The sequence below is a fragment of the Geobacillus sp. WSUCF-018B genome, assembly GCF_002809985.1.
Lineage (GTDB): Bacteria > Bacillota > Bacilli > Bacillales > Anoxybacillaceae > Geobacillus > Geobacillus thermophilus.
Window position 1 is genome coordinate 15,655 of record NZ_PIJF01000008.1, and the last position, 16,886, is coordinate 32,540.

Genomic DNA, 16,886 nt, shown 5'->3' on the forward strand with positions numbered 1-16,886 from the left:
GGGAAAGGATGAAGACAATGGGAACGATATGGCCTGTGCTCTTGTTTGGATTGCTGCTTGGAATGAAACATGCGACGGAACCGGATCATGTCATTGCCGTTTCGACCATTGCCAGCCGGACGAAAAAACTGTCCCTTTCATCGCTGGCCGGCATGTTTTGGGGAATTGGCCATACGTTGACGCTGCTCGTTGTTGGGATGGCGATGATCGCCTTTGAGCGGCAAATTCCTGAACAGATTGCTTCTTATCTTGAAATGGGCGTCGGCATCATGATCGTTATTCTAGGAATTGCTAGTTTCCGTTCGACAATGAGGCTGGATCATCATCACCAGGGCGATATTCATCATTTGCATGTGAAATCGACATTGATCGGCATCGTCCATGGTTTGGCCGGCAGCGCCGGAATGGTGTTGTTGACGATGACGACGGTCAAAGGAACTTGGATGGGGCTTGCTTTTATTTTGATTTTTGGCCTAGGAACGGTCATCGGCATGATGCTGTTCACGACGTTTCTCGGGATTCCGTTTGTTTGGATGAAAGCGAAACAGCAAGTCATGAATCAATGGATCGTGAAAACCGTCTCCCTCATCAGCATCGCCTATGGGGTCTATTACATGTATCATATCGCCGCCGAAATTTGACGCTCCTCGCGGCTGGCGTCATAGGTGGAGGGTTGTTCAAAACAAAGAAGCACCGGTCTTGGGAGAAGGCCGGTGCTTCTTTTTCGATGCGGCGTCATCATCACCTCGTGTCACACCAGTGGTTTGACCAGCAACAACTCATCTCGAATAGGAATGCCGTCAGGACTTGTTTTCGGAATGTTTGGCTTGATTTGTCTCGCCTTGTCGACAGCGTTGGGAAAGACGTTCACAATTTGATAGCCGCGCTTTTGATAGAAACGAAGGGCATGCAAGTTGTCGTTGGTAGTGATCAGTTGAACAGCCGTGCACCTTTGTTGTCTCGCCCATGCCTCTGCCTCATGCAAAAGGGCGCTGCCGATGCCGCGGTTTTCCATTATGCTGTCTAGCGAGATGATCTCGCATTCGCTGCCACGGATGATGAATGTAATCAGTCCGATGATCCGCTGACCGTTCTCAACAGCCGCAAATCCATCCAGCTCGCTGCAGGTATAGATGCCGGTTGAAACAACCATTTGCGGACTTCCCCAATGGTCGTTGAAAAATTGGTTGACGATGGCGCGGTCCAACTGTTTGGTTGGAACGATGTTCAAGGCGATCCTTCTCCTTTGTGCAGATGATGATGTTTGATCACCCCAATGCATAAGACGTTCACTTCCGTGCGTGAGTTTGACACTCCGCACGCCTAAAGGCGTGGGATTCTTGGGTCGTTCGCGTCCTCATCCATTTCTAGTTCGGACAACGCCCAAATTCAGGGGTGTGTCATCACCCCGTCCCATCGGGTTAGGATGTACCCCAATGGGCGGCGCACCTGTGACCAGTGCGCTAGGTTAGACGGGGCTCGCTTTCATCCCACCCCTCAAGGAGTGGGCTTTTTCGCTCGCTGATCTGTAACAGGGGATGTCCACATCCGTCCTCCTCTTGTGTCAAAGGGCCGAGTCTTTTTGCATCATCGCGCGTTGGAACGATTGAAAAACGGAAAAGGAAATGAATGTAAGCGCAATTCCTGCCGCATATGGCAAACTGGGCTTTAAGGTGAACAGCCAGCCGGCGATCGCCGGACCGCCAATGCGGCCGAGCGAATCGAACGATGATAAGACGCCTGTTGCGCTTCCTTGGCCATCCGCTGTATGCTTCGTTAACAAGGCGGAGACGCACGGGCGGATGACGCCGTTGCCAATGCCGAAAATCGTTAAATAGAGCGCGGCTGTCCAAAAGCTGTGAACGAATAAAATGAGAAAAAAGCCAACTGCTGACAAGAACAGCCCGACACGAATGACAGCGCCTTCCCCGAATGAGCGGATCAGTTTTCCAAGCAACCCTCCTTGGACGATGGCCCCTGCAAGCCCCATGATCATAAAGATGTAGCCCAGTTCCGTCGACGAAAGCCCCGCTCGTTCAGCGGCAAAATAGGCGAACGTCGCTTCAAGTCCGGCGAGGGAAAACGTTGTGATCAGCTGCAGTAAGTATAGGCGCGCTACAGGCCCTTGGAGGGCGGCCGCAAGCGATGGCCGCTTTGTTCGTATATTCATTCGTTTTTCTCTCGGAAGCGACTCATGCAAGAAAACGAAAACGAATAGAGCGGTCAAGAGCGCCAAGCTGCCTGCCATCCAAAACGGAGCGGTCAAGCTCGTTTTTGAAAATATGCCGCCGATCCCCGGTCCGAAAATAAATCCAAGCCCGACAGCCGCTCCGATCATCCCCATTCCTTTGCCCCGGTCTTCTTCCGTTGTCACATCTGCGACGTACGCCATAGCGGCCGGCATCGTGGCCGCCGATAGACATCCGCCGATGATGCGAGCGGCAAACAACATCCAAAGTTTTGTCGCGACGGCGAGCAAGAAAAACGAAAGGGCCAAACCGAAAATGCCGACAAGCAGCATCGGCTTTCGTCCATAGCGGTCCGATAAATTCCCCCACATCGGCGCAAATAAAAATTGCATGAGCGAATAAACGGCCATCAACCAGCCGAGTTGTGTCGGGGAAGCGCCGATTTTTTCTGCGTAAAACGGAAGGACGGGAATGATGATGCCAAACCCGGCCATGACCAAAAACATCACGAGAAACAAAAGCGATAAATCGCGACGATTGCTCATGATCATCATCTCCACGATATGGTTTGCCTCTTTCATCATAATGGAAAGACAGACATTTTTCAAAGCGGATCATGCCTCGCTTGGCCATTCCGACAAGGCTGGGATCACTCCCGAATGTCATCCACAAACCATTTCCCTTCATCCCCATTGACAATGGAAGCGGTTTTCGCGAGACTGAAGGTAAACGGCAAACGGTTCGGCAAACCATGAAGTGGACTTTGGACCGGCATCCGCCAAGGGTACGAAACGACAAACACGCATGGGAGAGAATGGTGCATGATGACCAAAAACGAAATCCAAAAGTGGGTAAAGGAATTCCCGCTGCTTAAAACGATCATGGCGGCCGAAGAGGTATTTTGGCGCAATCCAAAATATCACGCGTTTGCGCAAGCCATTCGAACGATTCCTTTACGCGAGCGCGATGTCAAGGAGGCCGAAGAGCGATTGCGCCGCTTTGCCCCCTACATCGCGAAAGTTTTTCCCGAGACGCGAACGGCCCACGGTATCATCGAATCCCCTTTAGTGCGAATTCCGAACATGAAACAGCGTTTGGAAAAGATGTTTCAGACCAACATTGAAGGGGAGCTGTTGCTGAAATGTGACAGCCATCTTCCCATCTCCGGATCGATCAAGGCGAGAGGGGGAATCTACGAGGTTCTGAAACATGCGGAAGAACTCGCTCTGGCAAACCATATGATCACCATGGGGGATGACTATGCGGTGATGGACAGTGAGGAATTCAGACAGTTCTTTTCCCGCTATTCGCTTGTCGTTGGTTCGACGGGAAATTTAGGCTTGAGCATCGGCATCATCGGGGCGAAGCTTGGGTTCCGCGTTACCGTTCATATGTCAGCCGATGCGAAACAATGGAAAAAAGACTTATTGCGAAGCAAAGGGGTCACCGTCATCGAACATCTCACTGATTACAACAAAGTGGTGGAAGAGGCGCGAAGACAGTCCGCCGAGGATCCAACGTCGTATTTTATCGATGATGAGAACTCGATCCATCTGTTTTTAGGCTATGCGGTGGCGGCGTTTCGGCTGAAAAAGCAATTAGAGGACATGAACATCACGGTTGATGAAAACCACCCGCTCTTTGTATATCTTCCTTGCGGCGTCGGCGGCGGTCCGGGTGGGGTGACGTTTGGCCTAAAGCTCGTGTACGGCGATCATGTCCATTGCTTTTTCGCCGAGCCGACGCATTCGCCTTGCATGTTGCTCGGCCTGATGACAGGACAGCACGATCGCGTGTCGGTGCAAGATTTTGGCCTCGATAACAAGACGGAAGCCGACGGGCTGGCGGTGGGTCGGCCGTCGAGGCTGGTGGGGAACATGCTTGAGAACGTCATCAGCGGCGTCTATACAGTGGACGATGCGACGCTTTACCGCTTGCTCGCGGCGATGGTGGAAACGGAGGAAATCTATTTAGAGCCGTCCGCCTTGGCGGGGGTGGCGGGGCCTGTTCGGCTGTTTCGTGATTTGGCGGGGCAAACGTACGTAGAGGCAAACGGTTTGAAAGAAAAGATGAAAAACGCCGTCCATATTGGCTGGGCTACCGGTGGAAGCATGGTGCCAAAGGGTGTGATGGAGGCCTATTATCGGGAAGGCGTGCGCATCGAAACGATGACAGGGAACGGTTTTTCTGAAGGACGATAAGATCATTCCATGGAGTTTTGAAACGAATGCATAAAGTGTTGGACGGATTCGATGAAAACCGAAAAAGAAAAGATGTTGGCGGGGCAATGGTACAACCCCGCCGACCCGGAGCTCGTCAAGGAGCGGGCGCGGCGGCTCGTTCGTTTGTATAATGAAACCGCCAACGCGGTCGTCGGCGGGAACCCGGCGAAAGTGATCAAATGGATTAACTAGCCAAAGGAAGTGCGCCCCGCATCAAAGCATGTGCGGGGCGTTTGGTTGCATCATCCTTCTTCGTTACGCCCACTGCACTGCCACCGCCCGAACAGGCGAACCGTCGCAGCTAGGCAAGGAAAGAGGGAGGGCAATAATATACGGGTCATCAAAATCGATTCGCTCGAAGTTCACGAAATTTTCCCCGATCACCCCGTTGGCGCCAAGAATGAGCTCGTGAGCGCGGAACGAAGAGCCGTCGGGCGGGTCGATGTTGAGCGCGTCGATGAAAAACGTCCGCACGCCCCGCTCCAGCATTGCTTCAATCACATCCGGCGCGACGTACGGATGATGGAAATACCGCTTTGTTCCGGCGTATTGCGACCAGCCGGTATGAAACAACACAATGGTTCCCGGCGACAGCTTCGGGATATACGGAGCGGCATCGGCCATCGTCACCGCTTCGCCTTCCGCTTTTCCGGTGGCATTGATCACGACGCCGCGGCCAAGAAAATACGTGAGCGGCACGTCATCGAGCCGCCAACCGTGTTCGCAAAAGTGAAACGGCGCATCCACATGCGTGCCGCTGTGCGACCCAAGCACAAGGCGGCTGACGTGGTAGCCGTCTTGGGCGAACGTCGCCGCCGGTTCGATTTTCGGCTTCGGATCCCCCGGGTACACCGGAGTTTGGGCCGTGATCGGCATGGTGAGGTCGATGAGTGTTTTGATGTTCATTTCCAAATCTCCTTCTACACTATTTTTGGCTGCTTTTATCATACAACAAAAACATAGGAGAAGGAGGAATTAGAAAGCCATCATCATGCCTTGCGGGGCTGAACGGTTAGCTGAGGAAATGTTGCGCCGAACGTTGGGCGGCCGGTGACCAAGGGCTATGTTGCTTGTTTTTCCGCGAACAGGGGCAAGCAGTTTGGCGGCAAACCGAGCGACGGAGTGTTATCATAGAGAGGGGAGGGGAACGTCACCCGTAACGAGAGAGGCGAATGATGGCGCTGCATGGCAACGGACGGCTTTCGTAAACAAAGGACAAGTGGAAGGATTTTCACGCGCGATGGCGAATGAAACAAATAAACAGGGCATGCGGGACATATACTGAAGGGGAAAATTTCGGCCGCGTGCTTAAAAGAAGGGAAGGGTGAAAAGATGCCAACCGCGGTGCAGAAACAGAAGCTATACATCAACGGCGAATGGCGGGAAGGGAAGTCTTACACTGAACTGAAATCACCGTATTCACGCGAGACGATCGCCGAGATCCCGGCTGCATCGGAAGAAGAAGTTGACGAAGCGATCGCGGCGGCATACGCCGCGCGGCAAACGATGGCCGCTATGCCTGCTCATGAGCGGGCCGCCATTTTAGAGCGGGTTGTCGAGCAACTGAAAGCGCGGCAGGAAGAAGCGGCAAGGTTGATCGCACTGGAAGCAGCCAAACCGATCACCACGGCGAAAGGGGAAGTCGCCCGCACGATCCAAACGTACAAATTCGCCGCCGAAGAAGCGAAGCGCATTCACGGGGAAACGCTGCCGCTTGACGCCGCGCCGGGCGGGGAAAACCGCATCGCCTTGACGGTCCGCGAGCCGATCGGCGTCATCGGGGCGATTACGCCGTTTAACTTCCCGATGAACTTGGTGGCCCATAAGCTCGGCCCGGCGATCGCTTCAGGCAACACCGTTGTGTTGAAACCGGCGAGCCAAACGCCGTTGTCCGCCTACTTTATTGCCGAACTGTTCGAAAAAGCCGGTTTGCCGAAAGGGGCGCTCAACGTCGTCACCGGAAGCGGCCGCACGGTCGGGGATAAAATCGTCACCGACCCGCGCATCAGCATGATCACCTTCACCGGCAGCCCGGAAGTCGGCATCGCGATCCGCAATAAAGCAGGCTTAAAGCGGGTGACGTTGGAGCTTGGCTCCAACTCGGCCGTGATCGTCGACGAGCAGGTCGATCTTGACCGCATCATCCCGCGCTGCGTATTTGGCGCGTTCACGTTCCAAGGGCAGGTGTGCATTTCACTCCAGCGCATTTACGTGCATGAGAATTGTTATGACGAATTCGTTGAGAAATTTGTCATGGCGGCCAAACAATTGAAGACGGGTGACCCGCTCGATCCGAATACCGATGTGTCGGCCTTAATTACGCCAAATGACGTCGATCGGGCGCTCTCTTGGATCGAAGAGGCGAAACAAGGCGGCGCCAACGTTGTTCTTGGCGGCGAACGCGACGGCAACATCCTGCTTCCGACCGTCATTGTCGACGCCGAACCGACGATGAAAGTGTCGTGCCAAGAAGTGTTCGCCCCGATCGTCTTGATCAACCGCGTCCGTTCGATCGATGAAGCCATTGAACTGGTCAATGACTCGCGCTACGGCTTGCAGGCGGGCATCTACACCGACAACGTCCATACCGCGTGGAAAGCGGCGAAACAACTGCACGTTGGCGGCGTGTTGATTAACGACATCCCAACGTTCCGCGTTGACCATATGCCGTACGGCGGCGTGAAAGAAAGCGGGTTTGGCCGCGAAGGGATTCGCTATGCGATCGAGGAAATGACGGAGTTGAAGTTGATTATTTTTAACGAAAACTAAAATTATAGATGGAAAAAGTTAGGGTAAATGAGGATTCCGATTGGAGATGGGTTGTTTCCTTTGTTTGCGTGGCTTCTGCCGTTTGTGCTGTTTGTGGCAGTTAATATGGATCGCCTTCTCCATCGGGAGTATGGGGTGCCGGCTCGAGCGGATCGAGCGGCTGCTTGCTGCTTTAGGCGAGGAGAAAGGACGGCTGTAAAGAAAGCAGGCAAACATACACGGTAAAATGCAATGAAAGGGAGGGTGCCTTGACTGCGGGCACCCAGTTTTTCATGCACAAAAAAGGAATTTTGCCCTCCGATCGGGAAATGAATAAATGAATGATGATTCAGAGGGGGAGAACGATGGAAACAGTTGTTTTGACATTTGACCAAAACAAAGCAATACTGGAACTCAATCGCCCGCAGGCACTCAATGCGATGGATGTACAAATGTTGCATGAGCTCGTCGACGCGCTGCGGAAAATCAAGGAAAGCGACGCTTCCGTTGTCGTCATCCGCGGCAGAGGAAGAGGATTTTCGGCTGGGGGCGACATTAAGACGATGCTCGCTGTCGATGATCCAAACCAGTTTCAGACGGTGATGAATACGATTCGGGAGATGATCGTGCTCCTGTATACGATGCCAAAAATCACCGTTTCCCTCATCCATGGCCCAGCGGCCGGTCTTGGATTCAGCTTCGCCTTGGCAAGCGATTATCTTATCGCCACGAAAGAAGCGCGCCTGGCGATGAATTTCATCGGTATTGGTCTCATCCCAGACGGCGGCGGGCATTTCTTCCTGGCGCAGCGGGTCGGGACCGCCAAAGCCAAACAGATTATTTGGGAAGGAAAACCGATGAGCGCCGACGAAGCGCAGCAGCTTGGGCTCGTTGATTTCGTTGTCGAAAACGAGGAGCAGGCCGAACCATTTATTGCTTCCTTGCAGGAAAAACCGCTCCAAGCCATGATCGCCACGAAAATGCTGTACGTCGAACAAACAAAAGAGGAGCTGCTTCGCGTGCTCGAACTCGAAACCGACGCCCAACAGCGCATGCGGCAAACCGAAGACCACCGCGAAGGCGTCCGCGCCTTTTTAGAAAAGCGGAAGCCGGTGTTTCGGGGGAGGTAGGGAAGAGATTTTCTGATGCCTATGGTGAACTGATGACATAGAATCAGGTAGGGTATGATCGCTTATCGGAATGGTGTTTAGCAGAATAATCATCCGTTTCATCCAGCCTCTCTCATCAGGGTGTCCTATTCATTACCTGAAGGGGAGAGTTTTTTTGCGTAAACGATCCAAATGGGTGTCAAATTTATTTGAACTACTAGTTTGAATCATGGTACATTGTAGTATATTACATGTATTGATTCGTACAACTCCATAGAATGAATCGAAATTTGTAAGTATATATCGAAAGACATGATAAAGACAGGGGATGGATAATGAGAATAAGGGCTTTAATTGTAGCGTATGCAGGATTGCTAGCGGTGTTTATCGCGTATGTTTATCATTATCAACATGATGTGTCTCGTATTCAGTCTGTTAATGAGGACACGTCACCGTTCTATGGCAAACCCGACGAAAAATACGTCATGGTCACCTTCCAATCAGGCATGGATTATTGGAAACGCTGTCTCAAAGGATTTGAAGACGCAGCGGAGGCGTTGAACGTTTCCGTAGAATATCGAGGGGCGACTCAATATGACGTCAATGAGCAAGTGACAGTGCTCGAACAAGTGATCGCGAGAAAACCAGCTGGGATTGCGGTTTCTGCCATTAATCCGACTGCGCTGACGAAGACAATCAATAAAGCAGTCGAGGAAGGGATTCCAGTTGTATTATTTGACTCGAACGCTTCGGGAAGCAAGGCGTTTTCATTTCTAGGGACGAATAATTATAGCGCTGGAGTGACGGCGGCTCACGAAATGGCTAAACTGCTGAAGAATGAGGGGAAAGTCGCGATCATTACTTCCCCTCATCAACTCAATCATCAAGAGAGGACGAGAGGATTTGTTGAGACGATCTATCAAAAATATCCGCGAATGCAAGTGGTGGCCGTAAAGAATGGAAAAGGGGACGCTATGGCCTCAAAACAGGCGGCAATGGAGATTTTAAAGGATTATCCGGATGTGCAAGGGATCTTTGCAACAGAAGCGAACGGGGGAGTTGGCATGGCAGAAGCAGTCAAAGAGCTAAATAAGAAAGAGATTAAGCTCATTAGTTTCGATACAGAAAAACAAACGTTAGATTTAGTGAAGGGGGGCGTTATTGCTGCGACGTTGGCGCAAGGAACGTGGAATATGGGATATTGGTCGCTCCAATTTTTATTTCATCTTCATCATCATCTCACATCTCCATCCCGGTCAGGAGATTCACCGTTGCCAACGTATGTTGATACAGGAATTACGGTCGTTACGCGGGAAAATGTGGATCATTTTTATGCCAAATGACTACATAGAGAAATGAGTGATTGAGGTTGCGAATGATGAAGCGTTGGCGGGTTAGCCATTGGCCGATACGATACAAGTTTGTTTCGTTGTTACTCATCTCTATGATTGTGCCTGCACTCTGTTTAGGAAGCTTGGTAGGGTGGACGGTTGATCGAATTATCGAACGACAAGTAAATGAAAATACATTGCAATTGATTAGCCAAGTCAATCAGACATTAGAGTTTTATGCCAATAATATGCAAAACGCAACGTATCTCATTGCCTTTAATCCACAAATGAAAGCGTTTTTGGATCGTAGAGCGCCTCGCAATGATTATGAAATGCGTCAATTTTTGCAAGGAATCACTACGTTGTATCCCGAGATTGCGGGGATTTTAGTTGTTAACGAATATGGCGACTATATAAGTAATGAAATGTACAGCCGTTCTTCCGCGCCATTGACAAAGGAATGGTGGTATCGTGAGGCTGTGAAAAATAAAGGGATTTTTAAAATGCTCGGTCATCCTATCGGACGAAATGTTATTTCTCATGCCCATTATACAAGTGCAGAAGTCGTATCTGCAGTTCGAGCCATTATGGATCCCGAGACACAAAAAGTGAAAGGGGTTGTACTGGTTGATTTAAAGTTGAGAGTGATTGCGGAAGCTACTAAAAATATCCGTCTTGGAAAATGGGGATATTTATTGGTGATGGATGAGCAGGGGAAAAGCATCTATACTCCGAGCCGTTCTACAGTGACAGCTGTCCCATTGCGCTGGATCAAAGGAAATAGCGGTGCATTTTCCAAGAACATCAATGGACAACATGTTCAGTTTATTTACCAGCGCTCTCCATTTACGAATTGGACAACAATCGGGGTGTTCCCCAGCGATGAATCGGCATTAGAAGTGAAAGAGATCCATTTTTATATTGTCAGTTTTATTTTTTTCGTCTGTTTTATTGCAATTGGTGCTTCCTATTACCTGTCGTTTTCATTATCTCGTCCGATCAGCCAGTTGACGGCATTTATGAAAAAAGCGCAAGCAGGCGATTTAACGGTTCGTTATCATGGTGAGCGTACGGATGAAATTGGGATGTTGGGTCGAAGTTTCAACCACATGTTGGATCAAATGCAGCGTTTTATTTCTTTGGCCGAATGGCAGGAGCGGCAGCGATGGGAGGCAGAGTTGCGGGGGTTGCAAGCACAAATTAAACCGCACTTCCTTTACAATACATTAGATACCATTCAATGGATGGCACGCAAAAAAGGGGCTGATGATGTTGCTGAATTGGTCGGCACACTGGCAAAGCTGTTCCGCATCGGATTAAGCAAGGGGAAGGATATGATTCTTTTGGCTGAGGAAGTAGAGCATATTAAAAGTTATTTACGTATCCAGGAAGTTCGCTATAAAGATAAGTTAGACTATACATTTGACATTCCGGAATATCTGCAACAATTTTATGTGTTAAAGTTGCTGTTGCAGCCGATTGTGGAGAACGCGATTTATCATGGCATTAAACAGCGGAAAGGACCAGGACATATTTGGATTCAAGCGCGAGAACATAAAGGAGTAATGTATATTCGTGTAAAAGATGATGGCGTCGGAATGTCCCGGGAGCGGCTGGAAGAGTTGAGGAAAAGTTTAGACATTGATTTTACATCAGGAGACCAGGAAGGCAGAATGCGAAAGGTGAAAGGATATGGAATGATGAACGTACAAGCTCGCTTACAATTAACATTTGGCCCGTCCTACCGGTTGCATATCGATAGTGAGGAAGGAAAAGGAACAACCGTGACGATTGTGCATCCAATCATCACCCATCTTCCTTAGGAGGGATGGATTCATGTGGAAGGTGCTGATTGCAGATGACGAAGCGATCATTCGTGAAGGGATTCGGGAGTCGATCGATTGGAATGAATTTAACATGGAAGTTGTTGCAGAAGCAGAAGATGGGGAAGAGGCGTTGGAATTAGCTTTACGGCATCGAGTGAATGTATTGTTTGTCGATTTAAGCATGCCGATCATGGACGGGCTTACGCTGATGAGACATGTGCGGGAGAAGTTGCCCAACTGCCATATGATTGTAATTACCGGTTATGATGAGTTTTCGTATGCACAGGAGGCGATTCGCCTTCAAGTGGATGATTACTTATTAAAGCCAACTGATCCGCAGCGATTGTACGAAGTAGTCGCAAAAGTGAAGGAGAAGCTCGAACAGGAGCAAAAGGAAAAACGATATATGGAACTGTTAACGAACCAAGTACAAAAGCATGTTCACGTGCTTCGCCAGCAATTAGGGATGGAATGGGTAGCAGGGCGACTGACGGATGAGGATATCATGAGACAACTGTCATTGCTTGGACTTTCACGGTCTTGCCCTGCGCAAGTCGTGGTGATTCAATGGTTTTCATTTAAAAATCAGCCCATTGTGAGCGATCGGGATCGGCAGTTGCTTTTATTTGCCATCGAAAACGCCATCTCTGAATTATTGGAGGATGGTGAAAAAATTGTTTTTCGTGATTCAAACGAGTTCATCGTTGTGATCAGCTGGAAACCGATCAGTGAAGAACAGTGTAGGCAGATGGAAACGGCACTGAAACAACATTTGCACATTAGAGCCAGTGTATATATAGAAACGGTGGAAGGAGGAATGGTCGGGGTGGCGACGGCATATGAAAAATGCAAAGAGCAAATGGTGGAAGAAAGCCGCCTTTCTCCGATTGTCCGTCGTGCTAGGCAGTATATACAGAAGCATTTTAGCCAATCGGATTTGACGCTTGAGTCCGTTGCTGAGTTTCTCAATGTCTCTCCGGTTTATTTAAGTCGAATGATCAAGCAAGAGCTCGGTATTTCGTTCATCCATTTGTTGACGAAAATCCGGATGGAGAAGGCGGCGGAATTGCTTTTGTCTACCGAACTGCCGATCCATGAAATTGCGGAACGTGTCGGTTATGATACGCAACATTATTTCAGCACCGCTTTTAAAAAAGCGATGGGTGTATCACCGAATCAATATCGAAGAACGCGCATGATCAGTGAATATACAGATTGAGAGCAAGCACTTACAGAACGGTCTTTTTTGGTAAAGATCGTTCTGTTTTTTTGAAAACGCTTCAACAAAGTTAAATTTTTATAAAAACGGTTAATGGATTGAAAAGACGAACAATTCGTTCGATGATATAGTAAAGCTAGAAATTAAATATACGTACAAATTTAAAGGGGGAACGAAAATGAAAAGGCTTTTATATGTGCTGACATTATTGGTATTTGTATTATCTTTGTCTGCTTGTGGGGGACTTGGAGCAAGCGGCGGAAAAGATGCAGGGTTTGTTGGCATTTCCATGCCGACGAAATCATCCGAGCGCTGGGTCCATGACGGGCAAAATATGGTGAAAGAGTTCAAAAAACTCGGTTATAAAACGGATTTGCAATATGCTGAGGACGTAGTCGAAAACCAGGTATCGCAAATTGAAAACATGATCACCAAAGGGGTTAACGTGCTAGTGATTGCCCCGATTGACGCGGAAGCGTTGACGGACGTGTTGGAAAAAGCGCATAAACAAGGGATTAAGATCATTTCGTACGACCGTTTGATTAAAAACAGCAAGTACGTCGACTATTATGCAACGTTTGATAACTTTAAAGTTGGTGTGCTGCAAGGCCAGTACATCGAACAAAAGCTCGGATTGAAAGAAGGAAAAGGACCGTTCAACATTGAGTTGTTTGCCGGTTCTCCAGATGACAATAACGCCTATTTCTTCTTTGATGGAGCGATGTCGGTGTTAAAACCGTACATTGATTCCGGAAAATTAGTGGTGAGAAGCGGCCAAACGAAGTTTGACCAAGTAGCGACATTGCGTTGGGATGGAGCTACGGCTCAAGCACGTATGGATAACTTGTTGAGCGCGCATTATACGAATGCTCGCGTTGATGCGGTTTTGTCCCCGTACGATGGCATTAGCATTGGCATCATTTCTTCCTTAAAAGGGGTCGGTTACGGAACTCCGAGCAAGCCGATGCCGGTGATTACTGGGCAAGATGCGGAATTGGCTTCGGTGAAATCGATTATCGCAGGGGAACAAACGCAAACGGTATTTAAAGACACAAGGGAATTGGCGAAAAAAGCGGTTGAGATGGCGGATGCGGTGTTGAAAGGGAAAAAGCCGGAAGTGAACGATACGAAAACATATAATAACGGGGTCAAAGTTGTCCCAGCGTACTTGTTGGAACCAGTTTCGGTTGATAAATCCAATTATGAAAAAGTGTTGATTGACAGCGGTTATTATAAAAAAGAAGATTTAGAAAAGTAGAAGATGCCAAAAAGACGGATATAAGGGATGTACCTGTACCCCCTTATATCCGTAACTCTCTTACAAGGGGGGCAGCGGGAGATGTCTGAGTTTATTTTAGAAATGAGAGGGATTACGAAACAATTCCCTGGAGTGAAAGCACTTGATAATGTGAATTTAAAAATACGGGAAGGGGAAATTCACGCGCTTTGTGGAGAGAATGGAGCAGGAAAATCGACATTAATGAAAGTCTTGAGCGGCGTTTATCCGTACGGCACGTATGACGGAGAAATTTTATTTAAGGGCGAAGTATGTAGATTTAAAGATATTAAACAGAGCGAACAGTTAGGAATTGTTATCATTCATCAAGAGCTGGCCTTGATTCCCTATTTATCCATTGCCGAAAATATTTTTTTAGGGAATGAACGGGCGAAAAGAGGCATCATTAACTGGAATGAAACGATCGCTCAAACAAAAAAGCTGTTGCAGAAAGTCGGATTAGATGAGTCGCCGCATACACTGGTCGGCCAACTTGGCGTCGGCAAGCAGCAACTTGTAGAAATCGCGAAGGCGTTGGCTAAAGATGTGAAATTGCTTATTTTGGATGAGCCGACAGCGGCATTAAATGAAGATGACAGCGAAAATTTGCTGAATTTGCTTTTGGAATTGAAAAAACAGGGTTTATCGGCCATTATTATTTCCCATAAATTAAATGAAATTACGAAAGTCGCTGATTCGATCACGATTTTACGAGATGGAAAAACAATTGAAACGTTGGATATGAAACATGATGAAGTGACCGAAGACCGGATTATCCGTGGAATGGTCGGACGCGATTTAACGAATCGCTATCCTTCAAGAACACCGAAGATAGGCGAAATCATATTCGAGGTCAGGAATTGGACAGTATATCACCCTGTTTATTCGGAGCGCAAAGTGCTTGATAATATCAATCTGTCGATTCGCAGAGGAGAAATTGTCGGGATCGCCGGCCTTATGGGGGCGGGACGAACCGAATTGGCCATGAGCATCTTTGGTCGGTCATACGGAAAGAAAATTAGCGGAGAAATATGGAAAAACGGGGTCAAAATCGATGTCAGCGATGTCAGCAAGGCCATTGCCAACGGGATTGCCTATGTAACAGAAGATCGAAAAGGAAATGGCCTTATCTTAATGGAAGACATTCGGAAAAATATTACGCTTTCCCGTTTAGGAAAAATCTCGAATCATTTTGTGGTCGATGAAAATCAAGAAATTGTTGAATCGGAGCGATTCCGTGACCAATTCAAAATTAAAACGCCAAGCGTATTTCAAAAAGTAGAAGCCCTTAGTGGCGGGAATCAACAAAAAGTGGTGTTAAGCAAATGGATTTTTGCTGAGCCAGATATTTTGATTCTCGACGAACCAACACGGGGGATTGACGTCGGCGCGAAATATGAAATTTACACGATTATTCAGCAGCTAGCCGATGCAGGGAAAGGTATTTTAATGATTTCGTCCGAACTTCCAGAAATTCTTGGCATGTGCGATCGAATTTATGTGATGAGTGAAGGGATAATCACTGGAGAGGTGTCGCGGGAAGAAGCGACACAGGAAAAACTAATGAGGCTTATGACGAAAACAGCGATTCAGGAGGGGGCATAAGATGGGAGCACTAATGCAAAAAACAGCACAACATTCTCCAAAGCGGTCTACAGAAAGTCAGCAGTTATCGTTGAAGCAGATGATCAAAAACAATATGAGAAGTTACAGTATGGTCATCGCTCTCATTTTGATTATGTTATTGTTCCAAGTGTTAACTGGAGGCATTTTGTTGCGGCCATTAAATATTACAAACTTGATTTTGCAAAACAGTTATATTTTGGTGCTGGCTGTTGGCATGATGCTTGTCATTATCACCGGACATATTGATTTGTCCGTCGGATCGGTGGCAGCTTTTGTCGGGGCATTGGCCGGCATTCTGATGGTTCAGCACCATGCATCAGTATGGTTGACGGTGCTCATTTGTTTATTGCTCGGAGCCTTGATTGGCGCATGGCAAGGATTTTGGGTGGCGTACGTAAAAATTCCATCATTCATTGTTACATTAGCAGGGATGTTGCTGTTCCGAGGATTGACGATGGTTATTTTGGAAGGACAGTCGATCGCCCCGTTTCCGAAAACATTCCAAAATATGAGTTCTGGGTTTCTCCCTGACGTATTTCATGGAGGAGAGATCCATCTGTTCACCATTGTGATCGGTTTCGCCGCTTCTCTCTTATTTGTTGTACTGGAATGGAGAAAACGAAACAGTCAGAAAAAATATGGGTTTGCGGTCACCCCTGCGGCGATGTTTGCCTTGAAGCTGGCTGTGATTGCCGCTGTAATCATGATTTTTACTTATATTTTGGCGACGTATGAAGGAATTCCGACGATTCTAGTGATTTTGGTTGCGTTGATCATTGCTTATTCCTTTGTGGCGAACCGGACGGTCGTCGGCCGCCATATTTATGCGATTGGTGGTAATGAGAAGGCTGCGCAATTGTCCGGGATTAAAACGAAACGTGTCACGTTTTGGGTGTTTGTCAACATGGGCGTGTTGGCCGCTTTGTCCGGATTGATTTTTGCCGCTCGCCTCAACGCTGCGACGCCGAAAGCGGGGAACTTGTTTGAGCTCGATGCCATTGCGGCGTGCTTTATTGGAGGCGCATCCGCTTATGGAGGAATCGGCACGATTAGCGGAGCGATCATCGGCGGTCTAGTCATGGGTGTCATGAACAACGGGATGTCCTTGCTGGGGCTCGGTATTGACTGGCAACAGGCCATCAAAGGGCTTGTATTGCTTATTGCTGTGGCTTTTGATATTTACAACAAAAATAAAGCTGCTTAATGCGAAAGCGAAGGGCCAAGCGCATTGCTTGGCTTTTTTGTCAAATGGTCAAAAGATGGACACAGGGCTTTTATGCTCGAAAAGAGTTCGATCGGTTCATATGATCCGTATGCCGAGTCGCATTTCAAGTGGTTTT

General features: G+C 48.4%; 13 protein-coding genes and 1 pseudogene. 11 read left to right on the forward strand and 3 right to left on the reverse strand.

The annotated features are described in order from the left end of the window. The first annotated feature begins 17 nt into the window (after positions 1 to 17). A complete protein-coding gene (locus CV944_RS03965) occupies positions 18 to 641 on the forward strand; it encodes an urease accessory protein UreH (RefSeq protein ID WP_047818471.1) in 624 nt (207 codons plus the stop codon). A 110-nt stretch (positions 642 to 751) separates the two neighbouring features. Here CV944_RS03965 and CV944_RS03970 read toward each other — a convergent pair whose 3' ends face one another. Both CV944_RS03970 and CV944_RS03975 read right to left on the reverse strand, forming a co-directional pair. Further along, positions 752 to 1,231, reverse strand: a complete 480-nt coding sequence (locus CV944_RS03970) for a GNAT family N-acetyltransferase (RefSeq protein WP_011231410.1) — start codon at positions 1,229 to 1,231, stop codon at positions 752 to 754. A 333-nt stretch (positions 1,232 to 1,564) separates the two neighbouring features. Beyond that, positions 1,565 to 2,734: an MFS transporter gene (locus tag CV944_RS03975; RefSeq protein ID WP_100663878.1), complete on the reverse strand. Its 1,170-nt coding sequence runs from the start codon at positions 2,732 to 2,734 to the stop codon at positions 1,565 to 1,567. A 276-nt stretch (positions 2,735 to 3,010) separates the two neighbouring features. Here CV944_RS03975 and CV944_RS03980 point away from each other — a divergent pair, with 276 nt between their 5' ends. Together CV944_RS03980 and CV944_RS03985 are read left to right on the forward strand one after the other, a co-directional pair. Then, positions 3,011 to 4,390, forward strand: coding sequence for a D-serine ammonia-lyase (locus CV944_RS03980; protein WP_100663857.1), 1,380 nt, complete (start codon positions 3,011 to 3,013; stop codon positions 4,388 to 4,390). Positions 4,391 to 4,441: 51 nt separating this feature from the next. Further along, positions 4,442 to 4,549: pseudogene (locus CV944_RS03985) on the forward strand (maltose acetyltransferase domain-containing protein); the annotation flags it as partial. A gap of 117 nt (positions 4,550 to 4,666) precedes the next feature. Here CV944_RS03985 and CV944_RS03990 read toward each other — a convergent pair. Then, a complete protein-coding gene (locus CV944_RS03990) occupies positions 4,667 to 5,317 on the reverse strand; it encodes a cyclase family protein (protein WP_100663858.1) in 651 nt (216 codons plus the stop codon). Positions 5,318 to 5,743: 426 nt separating this feature from the next. Here CV944_RS03990 and CV944_RS03995 point away from each other — a divergent pair, with 426 nt between their 5' ends. The 8 genes from CV944_RS03995 to mmsB all read left to right on the forward strand — a co-directional run bounded on the left by CV944_RS03995 (position 5,744) and on the right by mmsB (position 16,750). Then, positions 5,744 to 7,180, forward strand: a complete 1,437-nt coding sequence (locus CV944_RS03995; protein ID WP_100663859.1) for an aldehyde dehydrogenase family protein — start codon at positions 5,744 to 5,746, stop codon at positions 7,178 to 7,180. Between the two features lie 344 nt (positions 7,181 to 7,524). After that, positions 7,525 to 8,289, forward strand: coding sequence for an enoyl-CoA hydratase (locus CV944_RS04000; RefSeq protein WP_100663860.1), 765 nt, complete (start codon positions 7,525 to 7,527; stop codon positions 8,287 to 8,289). A gap of 314 nt (positions 8,290 to 8,603) precedes the next feature. Continuing rightward, entirely contained in the window at positions 8,604 to 9,611 is a 1,008-nt protein-coding gene (locus tag CV944_RS04005) for a substrate-binding domain-containing protein (protein ID WP_011231402.1), read from the forward strand. A gap of 35 nt (positions 9,612 to 9,646) precedes the next feature. Then, positions 9,647 to 11,422 (forward strand): cache domain-containing sensor histidine kinase, encoded by a 1,776-nt coding sequence (locus CV944_RS04010; RefSeq protein ID WP_020279035.1) that lies wholly within the window; start codon positions 9,647 to 9,649, stop codon positions 11,420 to 11,422. Between the two features lie 13 nt (positions 11,423 to 11,435). Next, entirely contained in the window at positions 11,436 to 12,644 is a 1,209-nt protein-coding gene (locus tag CV944_RS04015) for a response regulator transcription factor (RefSeq protein WP_021321554.1), read from the forward strand. A 178-nt stretch (positions 12,645 to 12,822) separates the two neighbouring features. Beyond that, on the forward strand, positions 12,823 to 13,902 hold the full coding sequence (gene chvE, locus CV944_RS04020) for a multiple monosaccharide ABC transporter substrate-binding protein (RefSeq protein WP_100663861.1): 1,080 nt from the start codon (positions 12,823 to 12,825) through the stop codon (positions 13,900 to 13,902). 81 nt (positions 13,903 to 13,983) lie between these two features. After that, entirely contained in the window at positions 13,984 to 15,525 is a 1,542-nt protein-coding gene (mmsA, locus tag CV944_RS04025; protein ID WP_074044698.1) for a multiple monosaccharide ABC transporter ATP-binding protein, read from the forward strand. 1 nt (position 15,526) lies between these two features. Beyond that, positions 15,527 to 16,750: a multiple monosaccharide ABC transporter permease gene (gene mmsB / locus CV944_RS04030; protein WP_014195985.1), complete on the forward strand. Its 1,224-nt coding sequence runs from the start codon at positions 15,527 to 15,529 to the stop codon at positions 16,748 to 16,750. Positions 16,751 to 16,886 lie beyond the last annotated feature (136 nt).